Raw genomic sequence first — 18,021 nt, forward strand, 5'->3', positions numbered from 1 at the left:
TTACTATCTATCTTTTGATTACTTTGTAACCATCTGAGTTCATTACGTTTAAGTGTCAGCTTTGGCTGATTGATAAATTAAAATAGGTATGGAAAACATGAATCAAAGCCTTACACCTTCAAAAGTGAATGCTAAGTTAGCAAGAACGGTAAGTAAAACAATAAAGAAAACCTTGTTGGCGCTTGGTGTTAGCTCAGCATTACTTTTAAGCGGCTGCCAACAACAAACAAGTGAAGATCACCTTGAGGCTGCTAAAGATTTTGTGCAAGAAGGCAACAACCAAGCAGCGATCGTTGAGTTAAAAAATGCGATTCAACTAGAACCTTCATCAGCTCAAGCACGGTTTGAGCTTGGCGGTCTTTACTTATCGTTAAATGCATATGAAGCGGCAGAGAAAGAACTTAGTCGTGCCTTGGAACTAGGCTATGATTCTTCTGATGTTATTCCATTGTTATCCCGCGCCTATCAAAAAACGGGTGCTAATGCCGCGCTCATCGAAATCGACCACAATGATGAAGCAATGACTGCCGTTGAGCGCATAGAAGTTGGCTTTTATAAGCTACAATCTTTGGTTCAACTAGAGAGGCGTGACGAAGCCGAAAGTTTAATTGCTGAGCTCTTATTAATCGATACCACGTCAGTCTACAAGGGGCTGGTCGGTGCGATGAATACTATTCTATCTGAAGACTACGAAACAGCGCTTGCACAAGCAGTCGAACTGCAAAAACAAGCCCCGCTAAATAAAGATGTGCTAAATTTAACTGCGCGTTTGTACTTATTAAACCAACAAACTGAAAAAGCAGCAGACGTTTATGCAGAATATGTAAAAGCGGCTCCTGAAGATATCGAAACTCGCTTTGCGCTTGCCAATTTGTTAGTTGAACAAAGGCGCACAAAAGAAGCGGAACCTCATGTTGATAAGCTACTTGAAATAAATGATCAAAATGGATTATTAAATCAGCTTAAGGGGATTATCCGAGCTGCTGAAAACGATTTTGCGGGTGCACAAAGACATTCTGAAATTGCTATTCAAAATGGTCGTACTGATGCGATCGTTAGGTTAGTCGCGGGTTATTCTGCCTTCGAACAAGGTGACTTCGTTGACACTGAACGCCACCTCTCTCAAATCGCAACATTATTGCCTGACAATCATCCCGGCTTGCGTTTACTTGCCGCTGCACAACTTCAAACGGGTAAGGCAGATGAGGCTTCAGATGTTTTGACTCGTATGGGTAATCTCAGTGCTCAGGATGCGACCTTGTTTTCTAAGGCGGGTTATGAACTCTTGCAGTCAGGTGACTTAAATGCAGCAGAAGCCCTAGTTGAGCGTGCAGGAAATATAAGCGAAACAGCGGATGACTTAACTCGCTTGGGTGTACTTAAACTATCTTTGAACAATGTCGAAGGACTTCTTGATTTAGAAAAAGCGGTTGTCAAAACTCCGCAATCGGTCACTGCAAACACCACGTTAGCAACCGCTTATCTGGCGACAAATCAACTCGACAAAGCGGCTAGCTTAGCACAGCAATGGCAGCAAAATGATCCGCTTAGTGCTGGGCCTTATATGCTGGAAGGTGAAGTTGAATTGCGCAACGGAAGTGTCGACAAAGCGGCAGTTGCATTTAAGAAAGCTGCAACACTTGAGCCCAATAATCCAAGAGCAGAATTAGCCTTGATTGGCTTAGACATAAGAGCGAAAGATTTTGCTAAAGCTCAAGCCGATTTAAACGAGCTATTGTCAAAACATCCTGACTTTGTACCTGCGTTAATTGCAAATTTTGGGATCAACAAAGAGTTGGATAAAACGGACAGTGGTTTGCGAAAAATTGCAGACGCACAAAGCCAATTTCCAGAAAACCAAGATTTAAGGCTCCTACTAGCTAGAGTGCATGCAAACGAGCAACAATTTGGTCAAGCCATTGATGTGTTAGCAGAAGTAGAACCGAACGCTGATGCACCTCTCGCATATTGGCCTCTCAACGGTGCACTTTTATTAAGAAGTAATAAGCTAAAAGAAGCAGAAGCTCACTATGATAATTGGATAAAGCTTTATCCCAATCAGCGTGATGCCTTATTAGGAAAGTTGCTTATATTGGATGCTCAAAATAAGTTCGAAGACGCCTTAAATATGACAAAAGACTTCTTAACTGAAAGAGATGACGTTCAGATTAAGATAATGCAGGCTTATTTATTTGCGATGACACGTGATGCCAATAGTGCCAAGGAGCTTCTAAATAGCTTTGAGGAAAACATTCAACCGCTACCCTTTTTGCGAGGTGTATTTGCACGCGTAGCGCTTTTAGAAAATCGACCCAAAGACGCTATAGCGGATGCCATTATTGCCTACGAAGCGAACCCATCTTCGAAGAATATGTTGTTAGTTGTCCAATCATATGATCTCGCTGGTGAGAGCCAAAACTCATACGACTTCTTGGGTCAATACATTCAAAATAACCCAGATGATCTCCGAGCGCTGATGTTAAAAGGCGAAAAGCAAATCGATGTCGACATAGATGCGTCTATTGCTACCTATGAAAAGGCCCTTTCGGTTAACGAGAACAACTTCATTGTACTCAATAACTTAGCTTACATACTGCTGGAAAAAGGCAGGTTAACTGAAGCATCTACTTACGCAAACAGAGCTTACGAACTTAGACCGGATAACGTTGCAATTGCCGACACACTTGCACAAGTATTTATCAAGCAAAGCAAAATTGACGATGCTGTAGAGGTCTATCAAAAAGTACGTACAAGCACGACTGAAAATGAAGAGATATACCTAAATTATGTTGAAGCTTTGTTGCTTAACGATGACAAAGTAATGGCAACAAGGCGCTTAGATGACAAAGAGTTTAAACAACCAGAGTCAATCAAGCGTGCTGCTAAGTTAAGAAGTGACTACAGTATTTAAAAAGGGAAGATCCGTTGATTACTAGAGTGATATCAGATGTTTGAGAGTCTACGTCTGCGCCTTTTCAAGCTAAAACAAAACAAAGCGTTTGAGGCTTTTGTGATCGCTGTAATTATTGTCTCTGCGCTGGAAATCGGCGCAAAGACATATGAACTTGGCGAAATTGGCTTACTGATTACACAGTACATGGATTTATTCATTACCCTCTTCTTTTTGTTTGAAATCACGATACGCTTTGTTGCGGAAGAGGACAAAAAGAGCTTTTTTAAATCAGGTTGGAATGTCTTCGATACACTGGTTGTGATCATCAGCTTAATACCAATTGACGAATCTGAAATGGCGTTACTGGCTCGTTTGGTTAGAATTTTCAGAGTATTAAGAATGATCTCGATCATTCCGGAGTTACGGGTATTAATAAACTCCTTGCTAAAAGCAATGCCTCAACTTGGCTATGTAATGCTGCTGTTGTTTATCATATTTTATATCTACGCAGCTATCGGAAGCTTTTTATTCAAAGACATTAACCCTGTGCTGTGGGGGGATATTGGAATCTCCATGCTCACCTTGTTTAGGGTCATGACCTTTGAAGATTGGACAGACATTCAATACGAAACCATGGCGGTTTATAAAATGAGTTGGATTTACTACCTGACTTTTATTTTCCTAACAGCCTTTGCGTTTCTTAATATGGTGATTGGTATCGTAGTGGGTGTAATGGAGTCCGAGAACAAGGCTGAGCGAGAAAAGGTCGAGCCAAGTTTAACTGACATCCAGCAGCAGATTGCACAATTGAGTGAGCAGTTAAGCCAGCTTCAGGCTCAGCATGAACGCCAAGGAAGTAAGTGATTTAATTAGAAGTAGAAACGTTTTATCTATGAATCTTATAATTTCGTCAAAAACAAGAAGCGCCGATTACTGCGCTTTTTTTGTAACAATTGACGAAAACCTACCTAAGCCATTGAAATTTATTGTTTATTAATTATTGTGAATTATATGATAAATGTATTAGTATCTTAGTGTCGCTGATCATAAGCGCCATAACATAATAACAAGTTTGTAATAAAAACAGGGATATCTCGAAACAAATATTTCTTTAAACACACAAGAGTTAGCTTAACTAACCAAAACTGAAGAAATGTTTCGATGTACACAGCGTGCAAGAAAGCACGCACAAAAATAAACATACAAATAAACATAATGGGAACGTCAAAATATGATAGCTAATCAATCAAAATTAGCGGTCAGTGTTCGCAAGATAATTGCGGCTACTGCAACCGCTGGTGTCATGGTGTCCGCGCCAGCACTTGCTCAAGATAGTCAATCACAAAACGCAGATGCATCAGTTGAAAAAATTGCTGTTGTCGGATCGCGTGTTGCTCCTCGCTCTATCGGTGATTCAGCTGTACCTGTTGATATTATCAGTGCGGATGAATTCAAGAGCCAAGGTTCTACTGACATTACGACCATGATGCAGGCTGCTGTGCCTTCGTTTAATGTCAATGACCAACCAATCAACGACGCGTCAACGTTGGTTCGTCCAGCTAACTTACGCGGCCTAGCGCCAGACCACACCTTGATACTGGTTAACGGCAAGCGCCGTCATCGTTCAGCGGTTATTACCTTTCTAGGTGGTCAAATCTCTGATGGTGCACAAGGACCTGATATTTCAACTATTCCGTCTATTGCACTTAAGCAAGTTGAAGTGTTGCGAGACGGTGCTGCTGCACAATACGGTTCAGATGCAATTGCGGGTGTCATTAACTTTGCACTTAAAGATGACTCTGAGGGCGGCTCTTTAGAGTTTAACACGGGGCAATATTTTGAAGGCGACGGCGATGCGACTCAAATCGCGGGTAACATCGGTCTTCCTTTTACTGAAAGAGGGTTTGCTAACTTCTCGGTTGAATATCGTGAAAGCGATCCAACTTCGCGCAGTGTTCAGCGTGATGACGCAGCCGCGTTAATTGCTGCAGGCAATACGTTTGTTGCCGACCCTGCACAAGTTTGGGGCTCACCTGAAATCAAGAGTGACCTTAAGTTTTTCGCTAACTTAGGTTTGGAGTTATCAGATAGCAGCGAAGCATACTTATTCGGTAACTTTGCCAAACGTGAAGTTGAGGGTGGTTTTTACTTCCGTAACCCGCATAACCGCGGTGGTGTGAACGACGGTGGAACAAACGACGCGGGCGAACAGTTGCTCTTAGTTGGCGATCTTACTGGTGATATGAGCGGCAACTGCCCAACAGATATTGCGGTGGGTGCTAACGTATTAACTAATCAACGTTACCTTGACGAAGTGGCAAACAATCCAGACTGTTTTGCATTCAATGAACTGTTACCAGGTGGTTTTACACCTAAATTTGGCGGTATCGTGACTGATGCTTCACTAGCGGTGGGCACCAAGGGCGAGCTAGACAACGGTATGACTTACGACGTGAGCAGCTACTATGGTTCAAACGAGATCGAATACGCAATTTCAAACACGATTAACCCATCTTTAGGCCCAGATACGCCACGTGACTTTAAGCCGGGAACGTATATCCAAGAAGAAGCGAGTTTTAATATTGATTTAAGTCAAGAAATCAGTGTCGATTTTGCTGAAAGCTTATATGTATCAGGTGGTTTTGAGTATCGCTATGAGTCTTTCGAAGCGATCGCAGGTGATCCTCAATCATATGAAGTGGGTCCATTAGCATCACAAGGTTTTGGTATCGGTTCAAATGGTTTCCCAGGTTTAGCAGCGCGCTTCCAAGGTAAGAATAGCCGTAATTCAATGGGCTTGTACTTAGACTCAGAAGCGTATATCACCGATGACTTTATGATCGGTGCTGCGATTCGTTATGAAGACTTTACTGATTTTGGTAACACGACAAAAGGTAAGATCTCTGCACGTTATCAAATGAGCGATACGTTGGCAGTTCGTGGTGCAATTGCCACAGGCTTTAAAGCACCTACAATCGGTCAATCAAATGTGCGTAACGTAACGACTGCGTTTAGCCCAGCAGGTCTTGTTGACCGTGCGACGCTGCCACCGTCTGATCCAATTGCCATTCAAAAAGGAGCGACACCGCTTCAGCCTGAAGAATCTACTTCTTATAGCTTTGGTATTGTGGGTGAGTTTGATAATGGTCTGTTTGTAACGGTTGATTACTTCAATATCGAAGTTGAAGACAGAATCAGTACTACATCTGGTATTCAGTTAACCGATGCTGATATCACTGCGTTGCTAGCGCAAGGCGTGACAGACGCTTCAAGTTTCAGCGAAGTAAGCTTCTTTACCAATGACTTTGCAACCAGTACGCAGGGTATTGATGTGGTTGCTAATTACAGTGCTGAAATGTTAGGCGGCGAGACTTTATTCTCATTAGCAGCAAACTGGACAGACACTGAAGTTGATGATGTTAAAACCTTCAACGTTGGTGGTGAACAAGTTCAGAATATCTCTGCAACGCGTATCCGCATGATTGAAGACAACTTACCAGAGTATCGTTACAGCTTAACGGCTAACCACACAAACGGTGATTTGCGTGCGTTAGTGCGTTTGAACTACTTTGGCGAAGTGTTTGAAGACCACATTGATGCAGGTCTACCAATTGAAGAAGTCAGCGCAGAATACACGGTTGATGTTGAGTTAGGTTACAACGTTACCGAAGCGCTAACGCTAACCGTCGGTGCTCGTAATGCCTTTGATAACACACCTGATGAAAACACATTATACGATACTGAAGTGGCGGGTTCACAATACCCAACAACTTCACCTATCGGTATTAATGGTGGATTCTACTACTTGAAAGGTGTTTACACGTTTTAATTGCTGCTTGCCTAGCCAACATTTAGGTGTTGGTTAGCAACTCTTTAAACACGCTGATTAATTGAAAAAAACCGTTTATTCCTTTGGGAATAATCGGTTTTTTTATGCTTAGCTTTTTTAGTCGTTATTACTGCTAGTTGTGCAAATGTTACCCTACTAGAAATACAAAAAAGGCAGCTATGTATTACCATAGCTGCCTTTTTGTAATGTAAGAATAGAGCTAAGTTGCTGGCTTCAATACTCTATTAATATCTTGCAAGTCTTGCTCAGTCAACGTGCCTGCAGAAGCCTTTAAGTTAACAATTGCAGAGATAAACCCGTAGCGTGCATCCGCTAAATTACGACGTGCATCAAACAAATTTCTTGTTGAGTTTAATACATCCACAATGGTTCTTGTACCAACATCAAAACCCGCTTCTGTTGCTTTTAACGCACTGTCAGCTGAAACAACTGATTGCTCTAGTGCACGAATACGTGAGATAGACGCTTTTACTGCGTTAAATGAGCTTCTGACAGAGCGCACTGTTTGGCGGTAGGTGAGTTCTAGGTTTTCGCTAGCAATCACATAGTTTGAGCGCGCGCGTTCGACACCCGTTTGTGTGCGACCACCTTCATAGATTGGAATATTCAAGGTGATGCCGATTGATTCTGAATCGGTTGTTGGCAAGTCAAAATCGTTAAACGTATTGTCAGTCTGGTCCATTGAAGCATTCAAAGACAAGGTGGGATAGTGCCCTGCAGTTGCAGCGTCTATATCTTCTTTGGCAATGTCTTTTGATAAACGCTGTGCTAACAGAGTTAAGTTCGAGTCTTTTGCTAGTTCTAGCCACTCATCTACTTTAGCTGGATTAGGTTGCGTTGCAGAAAACAAATCAGTGTCTAGTTCAGCGATATCTGCATGATATTGACCGGTGATTTCTCTTAACTCTTCCAAGCGTAGTTCAAGCGTATTTTCAGCAAGGATTAGCTGCGCATTTGTATTATCAAAATTAGCTTGTGCTTCGTGAACATCAGTAATAGCGGTTAGGCCAACTTCAAAGCGTTGTTTGGTTTGCTCTAATTGACGCTCAATCGCTCGAAGCTCTGCTTTTACAAATTCTACATTGTCTTGTTCGCGCAAAACGGCAAGATAGGCATTAGTACTTCTAACTATTAATTGCTGAAGTGCTGCACCAAGGTTGGCATCTCCCTGTTGCGCCGCTTTTTCAGCACGGTCCATTCCGATCCAGTTTGCATGATCATAAAGCGACATGTTTAAGCTTAGTCCCATACGCGTACTTTCATTGTCGGTCGTAATTACATTGATACCCGTATCAGTAAAATCTACGTTGTCGCGAGCACCGGTTGAATATGAAATGCTGCCTGAGATAGTGGGTAGCAGCGCTGCTCGGCTAAGCTTAATTCCGCTATATGCTAACTCTTTTTCCGCTTTTGCACGGTTAACCACGGGATCGTTTTCGAGTGCAAGCTGATAGACAGTAGACAAGTCATCTGCAAGTGCAGCTGTCGATAAGCAAGCACCAAGCATGATTGAAAGAAACGTTTTCTTCATAAAAGAGCCTTTGTAATTTCTGAGTGATATATAGTTTGCATTTTGTTTCAGGTGTTTAGTACTGACTAAACGCAAATTAAGTTGTGCTTATTTTAGATTAAAAATTGCGCTCAAGCACAGCAATTGGTTGTTACAACAATAGTATAAGTGTAACAGAATGTTTGGGATCGGGATTTTTAATTACATTCTTTTAATATATGCGTGTCATGCTATAAAGTGATAGGTTTATTGTTTTTTATATTGACTGATTCTAAGTCTTCGTTCGTTTAGACATAATTAATTGCAAAGGGGTGGGTAGTTTGAGCTTTCAAAGTCAAGATAGTGCGCTGAGTGGGTTAGACAATTCTGATGTAAATGTCACAAAAGAGAAAGTGGTGTACGACGGCTTTTTCAAAATGCAGGAGTATCACTTTACACACAAACTATTCAATGGTGAATGGAGTGAAACAGTTAGGCGAGAAATCTTTGAAAGAGGACATGCTGTTGCGGTGTTGCCGTATGATCCCATTCAAGAAGAGTTTGTGTTAATAGAGCAGTTTAGATTTGGTGCGATGGCGACAAGTCAAACTCCGTGGTTAGTCGAAGTCATTGCCGGCATGATTGACAAAGACCAAACACCTGATGAAGTATGCAAGCGCGAGGCTAAAGAAGAGGCCGGCATCGAGTTGGAGTGTTTAACCAAAGTCTTGAGTTATTTATCAAGCCCAGGTGGCACCACCGAACGTTTGCATATTTATTTGGCTAAGGTAGACTCAACGACCGCTCAAGGGATCCATGGTTTAGCATCTGAATCAGAAGATATTCGCGTGTTAAGAGTTCCCGAAGCGCAGGCGATAAAGTGGTTACACGACGGTACTATTGATAACGCAGCTGCTATAATTGCGCTTCAATGGTTTATGCTGAACAAGTCTAAACTGATTGAAGATTGGTTGGAATAACAGTAACTAAACAAAAATTAGATAAAGAGTCATTCCTTGATAAAAAAGAAGTACGTACCTCATTTGCCCAGTATTCTTGCAACATGCGAGAATAACTACGCGTGCTTAATGAAACTGCTTCCAGATTGTGATACCGAAGATCTCAGTTATCGCTTTGTGATTAACGAAGAGTTGGAATACAAAATTAGCATTTTGGATTCTTCGCGCTACACCAGTACGCTCGAAATGTCGCAAGTACAAAAAAATACTCCGAAGTTTTTGTGTCCGGTAATGGAGATTCGTTTATACCACGATGCCAAAATGGCAGAAGTACTCGCCAGTCAACGAATGGCTAAACTTAAACCCTCTTATGATTATCCAAACTTAAAAATGCATCAGCGCAATGAAAAACAAATGGTGAATGTTTTTTTAGCTGAGTGGCTTCATTTCTGTTTACAACAGCAGGTTAAACAAACCAGCTCTATCTAGATATTGAGACTTTCAACATGAAACATCTGATTTATTTACACGGCTTTTTGAGCTCGCCTGCCTCAGTAAAAGCGCAGCAAACCCAAGCTTATTTTAAAGAGCATATGCCGCAGCTTGAGATGCATTTTCCTACTCTTCCTGGTTATCCAGACAAAGCGGTCAGCACGGTCGAATTAATCATAAAAAATATAGGTCATCAAGATTTGCGCTTTATCGGCAGCTCTATGGGCGGGTTTTTATCCTCTTATTTTGTCGAGAAATACGGCGGAAAAGCGGTTATTGTCAATCCAGCCGTCAGACCCTTTGAATTGTTAGATGATTATCAAGGTGAGCACGTCAACCCAAATACTGGAGAGACCTTTGAAGTCAATCAAACGACTATTGAATATCTTCGCTCGTTAGACACGCCCGTTATTAAAACACCTGAAAGCTACATGGTATTGCTGCAAACTGAAGATGAAACGTTAGACTACAAACAGGCTGAAGAGAAATACCAAGGGGCGCAATTGGTGATAGAACAGGGCGGTGATCATAGCTTTGTCGATTACGATAAACATTTGGCTACCATCAAAGATTTTTTGAGCAAAGACTAAGCTGAAAAACGCGATAATTTGTGAGTCATTTGCGGATTAAATTATTACCGTTATATAAATCGTGAAATCCCCATTTAATGCGTTGCTCAAGCGCATCAGCCTTGCTAGACTGCTGTATATAATAACAGTCAAAAAATGAAGCGCGCATTGTATGTCTACTCAATATAATTCAGATGCTATCGAGGTCTTAAATGGCCTCGAACCCGTCAAACGTCGACCGGGTATGTACACCGATACGACTCGTCCAAACCACCTCAGTCAAGAAGTCATCGACAACAGTGTGGATGAGGCGCTAGCCGGTCATGCTTCAAGCATTAAAGTCATCTTGCATACCGATAATTCACTAGAAGTCATTGATGATGGCCGTGGTATGCCTGTCGATATTCACCCTGAAGAAAAAATGTCAGGTGTTGAATTGATCATGACCAAGCTACATGCTGGCGGTAAGTTCTCAAACAAAAATTACGAGTACTCAGGTGGTCTGCACGGCGTGGGTATTTCAGTGGTTAATGCATTATCAAAGCGCGTTGAAGTCAGTATTAGACGTGGCGGAGAAGTGTATGCAATTGCTTTTGAAAATGGTGACAAAGTCGAAGATTTAAAAGTCGTCGATACTTGCGGTAAACGCAACACGGGCACACGCGTTCATTTTTGGCCTGACCCTAGTTATTTTGATAGCGACAAGTTTTCTAATTCAAAGCTATTACATGTTTTGCGCGCTAAAGCGGTGTTATGTCCGGGTTTAAAAATTAAATTCGACAATAAAATTACCAAAGAAAGCACTGAATGGTATTACGAAGATGGGCTCAGGGATTATCTTTATCAATCGGTCAAAGAATTCGTCACCTTGCCGGATGACACGCCGTTTGTTGGACAGTTTTCGGGCAACGGAGAAGCGGCCGATTGGGCAGTTATGTGGCTACCCGAGGGCGGCGACATGGTTACCGAAAGTTATGTAAACCTAATACCTACTGCACAAGGCGGAACGCACGTTAATGGGTTACGTCAAGGTCTACTAGATTCAATGCGTGAGTTTTGTGAGTTCAGAAACCTGTTGCCTCGCGGAGTGAAAATCAGCGCAGAGGATATTTGGGATCGCTGTGCGTATATTTTATCAACCAAAATGCACGATCCACAATTTGCAGGGCAAACAAAAGAGCGTCTATCTTCCAGACAGGCTGCCGGTTTTGTTTCAAACTGCGTAAAAGATTCGTTTAGTCTATGGCTAAATCAACACACTGATGTGGCTGAATTACTTGCTGAAATGTGTATTTCAAATGCACAAAGGCGTTTGCGTCAAAGCAAAAAAGTCGCACGCAAAAAAATAACACAAGGGCCTGCATTACCGGGTAAATTGACCGATTGTAGCGGCGCCGATCCTTCTAAAGGCGAATTGTTTTTGGTCGAAGGTGATTCTGCGGGTGGCTCAGCAAAACAAGCAAGAGACCGCGAATTTCAAGCCATCATGCCTTTGCGCGGTAAAATCTTAAACAGCTGGGAAGTCGACTCTTCTCAAGTACTTGCTTCTCAAGAGATTCACGATATCTCAGTTGCGTTAGGTATCGACCCTGATTCAGACGATTTGTCAGGCTTGCGCTACGGCAAAATCTGTATTTTGGCAGACGCTGACTCTGATGGTTTGCATATTGCAACCTTGTTGTGCGCACTCTTTGTTAAGCATTTTAGAACCCTCGTGGATCAAGGACATGTATTTGTCGCGATGCCACCGCTCTTTAGAATCGATATTGGTAAAGAAGTTTTCTACGCACTCGATGAAAGCGAACGCCAAAGTATTTTAGATAAAATAGAAGCTGAAAAGAAACGCGGCAAAGTGAACGTGCAACGTTTTAAAGGTTTGGGTGAAATGAATCCTCTGCAACTTCGCGAAACCACGATGGACCCAAATACTCGCCGCTTGGTACAGCTTACAAGCTCAGATGCAGAGCGTATGATGGAGTTGATGGACATGTTGCTGTCTAAAAAGCGTGCAGGCGATCGTAAAGCTTGGCTGGAGAGTAAGGGTAATCTAGCGATCGTTGATTAAATATGGATATTGTAATCAATGGACTTGATGAAATTTACTAAGTATTTCGAAACCACCCGCTCTCGACCAGATCGAGCTATTATTCGTTTAGAATGGATTCAATATGTAATTGAATTCCCAGAGTTAGAGTCTATTTAGTCAGATGGGCGTATCAGGCGATGGGCCAAGATTACTGACATGAACAGTAAATACTTAAGAGTTGTATTGCTAGCGGATGGAGTCACGGTGCATAATGCTTTTTTCGACAGGAGAATAACGCCATGAAAATGAGTTATTTTGATGATACAGATACTTTATATGTAGAGTTTTCATCAACCAAGGTAGCTGAAACCAAAGATCTCGATGAGAGAACTACACTCGACCTTGATGCTACTGGTGAAATTGTTGCAATTACGCTAGAGCACGCAAGTCAGTGAACAGACCTAGGTCAAATTTCTTTAAGTGGCATTGCGGCATAAGGTCAATATATTAAATCCATCTTCGTCTAGTGGGTGCTAAACAATGAATTCAAAATTTAAGCGCCTAGAACAGCTCAATGTTCCCGCGCCCAAGGCTGATGCAAAGCCGCACAACCTAGATTTTCACAATCAGACCTTATCTGATGAGTATCATTGGTTGCGCGATCCAAATTACCCAGAATGCAACGATCCTGAAATCTTAGATTATTTAAGGCAAGAAAATCGCTACTTTGAAGCGTTTTTAGCACCTCACCAAACGCTGGTAGATACGCTTTTTGAAGAGTTTAAAGGGCGCGAAGAGGAAAGCGAGTCATCGGTGCCTTTTGTGTATCGGGGATATGAATATCGTTGGGCGTTCAACAAAGGTGGGGAGTATCGTCAATATTATCGAAGGCATTTAGAAACGGATGTCGAAACCTTATTTCTAGACCAAGAGAGCATGGCTAAAGGCCACGACTATTTTGTTTTGGGTGATTGGACGATTAGTCCAGATAATCGTTTTTTAGCTTATGCGATTGATACCAATGGTGACGAACGATATACGCTTTATATCAAAGATCTAGTCACCGATACTATACTTCCAAACTGTATTACCGATGTCGCGGGTAGTTTGATTTTCAACAATGAAAGTAGCGCGATTGTGTTTGCTAAGTTAAACAAAGATAGCTGGAAAACTCAGTTTATTGTTTATTGCCTACTAAACGATATAGCGGCAACTATGCCCGACGAATCAAACAAAATTGAAGAACACATAGTGATCGAAGAAGCTGATGATAGTTTCTTTATGGCGGCAGGCTTATCCTCTAGTGAAGAATTTATCATTATTTCTTCTGGAAACAGCAGTGCAAATGAAATCCATGCACTGCCATCATCGCTTGTTTCAGCAAAGCCAATTACCTTAGTTAAACGTGAACAAAAGATGATTGTGACAGCTGACCATGCCCATAATAAATTCTATTTTTTAGCAAATGATACGCATGTTAACGCTCGATTTGTAAGTGTGAGTGATAAGCATGCAAACTTTAAAAACTGGGAAACAATTATTGCGGGCAGCGATGCTCAATATCTAAAGAACTTTGCTCTGTTTGATGAACATATTGCGATTCAACTCAGCGAACTTGGGCAGGATAGACTCAGAATTATCAAAGGGACTGAAACACAAAGTGACGGTCAGAATAAAAGCAGTGAAGCCCTATTTCCTGAAACCTTGTATAGCATCTCGCTTGGCCACAATAGCGAAATGTCACAAGGTTTTGTGAGAGTGCATTATGAATCGATGGTCACCCCTAGTACTGTCTACGATCTCAACCTAAATACGCTTGAACTAACGCTTAAAAAACAAAAAGCGATACCCAGTGGTTATGATAAATCTCAGTACATTACTGAGCGACTCATGGCTAAGTCGCGTGATGGCGAAGATATTCCGATTTCAATTGTCTATAGAAAGGGCTTTACCAAAGACGCGACTCATCCGATGCATTTGTATGCCTACGGGGCTTATGGTATCGGCATGACGCCTGATTTTTCCACCATGGACTTGAGTCTGTTAAATAGAGGCTTTAGTTTTGCGATTGCTCATGTTCGTGGCGGTGACGAAATGGGCTATCAGTGGTATCTAGATGGTAAATTAGATAAAAGAAACAACGCGTTTAACGATTTTATTGATGTTGCTGATTATTTGATTGAACAAAAATATGTTTCAAAAGGCAATATATCGATCAGTGGAAGAAGTGCTGGTGGTGAAATGATGGGCGTGATGGTCACTCGGGCACCTGAGTATTGGCGAAGCGTAATATTGGGCGTGCCATTTGTTGATGTACTCAATACGATGCTCGATGAAACACTTCCACTGACGCCGCCCGAATGGGAAGAGTGGGGCAATCCCATTACTGATCCCAAAGCATTTGATCTAATTAAGTCTTACTCACCTTATGACAATATAGAAGCAAAAGAATACCCGCCAATGCTAGTGACCGGTGGGCTAAACGATCCACGTGTCACGTATTGGGAACCCGCAAAATGGACAGCTAAAATGCGTGCAACAAAAACAGATGGCAATTTGTTGATTATGCGAATGAATATGGGCGCAGGGCATTTCGCAAACAGCGGAAGATACGGTCGATTAAAAGACTATGCTCAAGAAATGGCATTTCAATTGCTTGCTCATGGAGTCAAAGTATAAGTCTTGCACGGTGACATTAATCCGGATAGCACGCCAAACTCAATGTATTAAAAAAAGATGATATCATCTAGCCCTAAGGAAGCTCATTAGTTTATATATGCGTTTATTTTTTAAAATAATACTCGGTTTATTGTTGATTTTACTCGTTGGTGGATGGTTTTTGTTCGTTCAACCTAATCCAATTGTAAAGGCGCAGGGAAGTCAGCAAGTAGAAAATGCAGACCAAGTGCTTAGCTTATTTCACGATTTGCGTTTTTCACTTAGATACCGTTATCAAGCTAAAACACTCAAGGTCTCACATAAACAAGCGGAAAGTTTAGTTGGCTTCGTTCAACGAGCATTGCCGAATATTAAAGCAGAATTTGATTTTGATGATACGAAAGCAATCGCAAGTTTTTCGTACCAATTACCTAGTTGGCTACTCAATCGATACATTAACCTTACCGCGATTATTCTGCCGGGTGAAGGTTTGCAATTGGAAACCGTGCGCGTGGGCGCATTGACCATTCCCGGTAAGTGGGCACTAGGTATTGCCGAATATGCGGCCAATACCTACACGAATAGTGAAATCGCAACGGTTGCAATTGCTCAAATCGATACGATAGACATGAATTCACGTAATATACAAATTTCGCTTTACCCCATGGATAGTTTTCTCAATGAAGCTAAAAAGGTAGAAACCGGCGGTGACCAAAAAGAGGCTGTCAGCCGAAATATAAGAATCGCGCACTATATACGGTTACTTGATGGCATGTATATCCCACCTGCAACAGGCCAGCAAGCTTCGCCCTCTTTGAGCCATTATATTCAAGGCTTGATGGAGGAGGCTAAAATAAGAAGCACTGCCGAGGGTGTCTCTGCAACACAAGAAAATGAAGCCGCTATTCTTGCGTTAGCTGCTTTTGCGGGGCATCGACAATTTGCCAACTTTGTAGGTGACTTTTCTTTTTCATTTGATGTCATTCCGCAGGCGAAGAAGCGCCCATCTTTGTTCGACAGAGAAGATTTAAGCCTACATTTTATTTTCTCTGCCGCAATTAAGTTATTGTCTGAGCAAGGAATCAGTATTGCTGTGGGTGAGTTTAAAGAACTAATGGATAGACGAAGAGGTGGGTCTGGATACTCTTTTGTTGATTTAGCCGCTGATATGGCGGGCGCGCATTTTGCAGCGATGGCGATGGAGCCAAACTATGCACAGCGTTTGCAAGCTGTTTTAGCTAACCGTGCTAATGAGTCTTTATTTTTTCCCAGTGTTGAAGGTTTGGAAGAAGGAATGAACAAGGCTCAGTTCAAAGCGAAATATGGAGAGGTCGACAGTCCAAGATATAAAGCCGTAGTGGCCGATATCGAAGCAAGGCTTAATTCTCTGCCAATAAGCGGCCAGTAGTGATTGTATGTTGCTTACAAGGTCTTTTTAAATTGTCCTAAGGTTGATAGTAACAACTCCATCTTCTTCACTACAGCGGGCAATGCTGCCTTAGCAGCTTCTTCATCACCTTCAGATAATTTAGCAATCTCTAACGCTAGTTCTTCAACATAGGGAAGAAAACGCTTCGATGAGACATTGAAGCCATGCTCTTCACTGAACACTGTTTCAAACTTACCTTTCCCGCTTTTTTGAAGGGCATCAAGTGCAGCATCAGCATCAATGGCTTTGCGATAGATTAATTGCATATTTTCGGCGAGTTTTTGAAACACTTGTAACATGATTTAGCACACTCAAATTAATTAAAGAAATAAAGCCATCAGCCGATAACCTTCTAAGGTGCGCAATATTGCCCACTTTTGTCGTTAACAACAAGCGAAAAAAGGAAATCCTGATGGAAATATCCGGCGCAAGTACAGGTGTCGCTCAGGCATTAGAAGTAAAATCTGCCCAGTTGGCGAAAAGTCAACAAGAGCAAGAGGGTCAAGCAGCACTGCAATTACTTGAAGCAGCTGAAGCGCCCGCCGCCTCGTCAAGTAGCAGTGTAGGGTCAATTATCAATACGTACGCGTAACTCATTCTGCGGTTCAAGCCCTAGATCGATTGGCGTTTTACCGGGTTGTCCCCCAATTTCTCGTACGAGTTTGGGGACAAGAAATCCTGGCTGGCGTTTCATTACTTCACGCATGATGGTGATGCCTTCTTCTTTAGCCACATCAAAGTGACTGGCGCCTTTTACTTTATCTAACAGATGTAAATAATATGGTAAAATACCAGCATCAAACAAAACCTCGTTTAACTCTATTTGTGAAGACACGCTATCATTTATGCCCCTCAGAAGCACAGCTTGGTTTAATAAGGTGACCCCCTCGCTTTTTAGCGATAAGAGCCTGGATTTCAAGTGGGCGCTCACTTCATTTGCGTGATTTATATGCGTTACTAAGATGGATTGAATCGGTAATTTTGCAAACCAATTAAAAAACCAGTATCCAAGCGACTTGGAATAACCACTGGGAAACGTGAATGTATCCTAATTCTTTTAATATGCTTTATGTTAACAATTTCGTTGCATAGCCATCGCAAAAATTCGTCTTTTGCCATTAATGGGTCACCGCCTGACAATATTATTTCATCTAGGTCTTTGTGTTCTTTTATATAGCCTAGAACGGAGTTCCATTCTTGTTTGTTTATAGAATTTTCTTGATACGGGAAGTGTCTTCGAAAGCAGTAACGGCAATTGACTGCACATCCGCTCTTTACAATGAGCAATGCACGATTAAGGTATTTGTGTAAGATCCCTTTTTGATGATTCTTCTGCTCTTGCAAAGGGTCCATGACAAAATCGGTATGCTCGACGAACTCATCTTTTGAAGGTAATACCTGTTTTAATAGTGGGTCATTATAGTCGCCAAGTTTCATTAAGTCAGCAAAGGGACGAGGTACACGCATTGGAAATAGCTTTCGTGCTGGATTGTGTTCAAGTGCTTTTTCTAGTGGGATTTGCAAATAATCTAGTAGTGATTCTAGTGTGGTAAAACTATTTGCTAACTCTTTTTGCCACTTAGACTCTACAGCAATCGGTTTTTTAGGTATTATTTGCGTCACAAACTGCTCACAACGTTATTTTATTAGAGGGAT

General features: G+C 41.8%; 13 protein-coding genes and 1 pseudogene. 11 read left to right on the top strand and 3 right to left on the bottom strand.

Annotated elements, in window-relative coordinates:
• The first annotated feature begins 97 nt into the window (after nt 1–97).
• The 3 genes from prsT (at nt 98) to KUL10_RS12370 (ending at nt 6,722) form a co-directional block, all read left to right on the top strand.
• Nucleotides 98–2,911: an XrtA/PEP-CTERM system TPR-repeat protein PrsT gene (gene prsT / locus KUL10_RS12360; protein WP_158525382.1), complete on the top strand. Its 2,814-nt coding sequence runs from the start codon at nt 98–100 to the stop codon at nt 2,909–2,911.
• Nucleotides 2,912–2,947: 36 nt separating this feature from the next.
• A complete protein-coding gene (locus tag KUL10_RS12365; RefSeq protein WP_110429239.1) occupies nt 2,948–3,757 on the top strand; it encodes an ion transporter in 810 nt (269 codons plus the stop codon).
• 367 nt (nt 3,758–4,124) lie between these two features.
• On the top strand, nt 4,125–6,722 hold the full coding sequence (locus KUL10_RS12370; RefSeq protein WP_110429240.1) for a TonB-dependent siderophore receptor: 2,598 nt from the start codon (nt 4,125–4,127) through the stop codon (nt 6,720–6,722).
• 220 nt (nt 6,723–6,942) lie between these two features.
• Here the strand turns inward: KUL10_RS12370 and tolC are convergent, their stop codons facing one another.
• On the bottom strand, nt 6,943–8,274 hold the full coding sequence (gene tolC / locus KUL10_RS12375) for an outer membrane channel protein TolC (protein WP_110429241.1): 1,332 nt from the start codon (nt 8,272–8,274) through the stop codon (nt 6,943–6,945).
• Between the two features lie 299 nt (nt 8,275–8,573).
• Here tolC and nudF point away from each other — a divergent pair, with 299 nt between their 5' ends.
• The 7 genes from nudF to KUL10_RS12415 all read left to right on the top strand — a co-directional run bounded on the left by nudF (nt 8,574) and on the right by KUL10_RS12415 (nt 16,344).
• Nucleotides 8,574–9,212, top strand: a complete 639-nt coding sequence (nudF, locus tag KUL10_RS12380; RefSeq protein WP_233499807.1) for an ADP-ribose diphosphatase — start codon at nt 8,574–8,576, stop codon at nt 9,210–9,212.
• Nucleotides 9,213–9,248: 36 nt separating this feature from the next.
• Nucleotides 9,249–9,680, top strand: a complete 432-nt coding sequence (locus KUL10_RS12385; RefSeq protein ID WP_233499808.1) for a DUF1249 domain-containing protein — start codon at nt 9,249–9,251, stop codon at nt 9,678–9,680.
• A gap of 17 nt (nt 9,681–9,697) precedes the next feature.
• A complete protein-coding gene (locus KUL10_RS12390) occupies nt 9,698–10,273 on the top strand; it encodes a YqiA/YcfP family alpha/beta fold hydrolase (protein WP_110429243.1) in 576 nt (191 codons plus the stop codon).
• 151 nt (nt 10,274–10,424) lie between these two features.
• On the top strand, nt 10,425–12,317 hold the full coding sequence (gene parE / locus KUL10_RS12395; protein WP_110429244.1) for a DNA topoisomerase IV subunit B: 1,893 nt from the start codon (nt 10,425–10,427) through the stop codon (nt 12,315–12,317).
• 260 nt (nt 12,318–12,577) lie between these two features.
• Nucleotides 12,578–12,733: a DUF2283 domain-containing protein gene (locus KUL10_RS12405; protein WP_110429245.1), complete on the top strand. Its 156-nt coding sequence runs from the start codon at nt 12,578–12,580 to the stop codon at nt 12,731–12,733.
• A gap of 85 nt (nt 12,734–12,818) precedes the next feature.
• Complete coding sequence (locus KUL10_RS12410; RefSeq protein WP_110429246.1) at nt 12,819–14,957, top strand: S9 family peptidase; 2,139 nt, start codon at nt 12,819–12,821, stop codon at nt 14,955–14,957.
• Between the two features lie 97 nt (nt 14,958–15,054).
• Nucleotides 15,055–16,344: a hypothetical protein gene (locus KUL10_RS12415; protein WP_110429247.1), complete on the top strand. Its 1,290-nt coding sequence runs from the start codon at nt 15,055–15,057 to the stop codon at nt 16,342–16,344.
• Nucleotides 16,345–16,358: 14 nt separating this feature from the next.
• Here the strand turns inward: KUL10_RS12415 and KUL10_RS12420 are convergent, their stop codons facing one another.
• Nucleotides 16,359–16,664 (bottom strand): hypothetical protein, encoded by a 306-nt coding sequence (locus KUL10_RS12420; protein ID WP_110429248.1) that lies wholly within the window; start codon nt 16,662–16,664, stop codon nt 16,359–16,361.
• 113 nt (nt 16,665–16,777) lie between these two features.
• Between KUL10_RS12420 and KUL10_RS12425 the strand changes: the two genes are divergently transcribed.
• On the top strand, nt 16,778–16,957 hold the full coding sequence (locus tag KUL10_RS12425) for a hypothetical protein (protein ID WP_110429249.1): 180 nt from the start codon (nt 16,778–16,780) through the stop codon (nt 16,955–16,957).
• Here KUL10_RS12425 and epmB read toward each other — a convergent pair.
• Nucleotides 16,934–17,988 (bottom strand): annotated as a pseudogene (gene epmB / locus KUL10_RS12430) (EF-P beta-lysylation protein EpmB). The gene KUL10_RS12425 and the pseudogene epmB overlap by 24 nt on opposite strands.
• Between the last annotated feature and the right edge of the window lie 33 nt (nt 17,989–18,021).

Origin of the sequence: Glaciecola sp. KUL10, from assembly GCF_003203515.1 — a bacterium.
Lineage (GTDB): Bacteria > Pseudomonadota > Gammaproteobacteria > Enterobacterales > Alteromonadaceae > Glaciecola.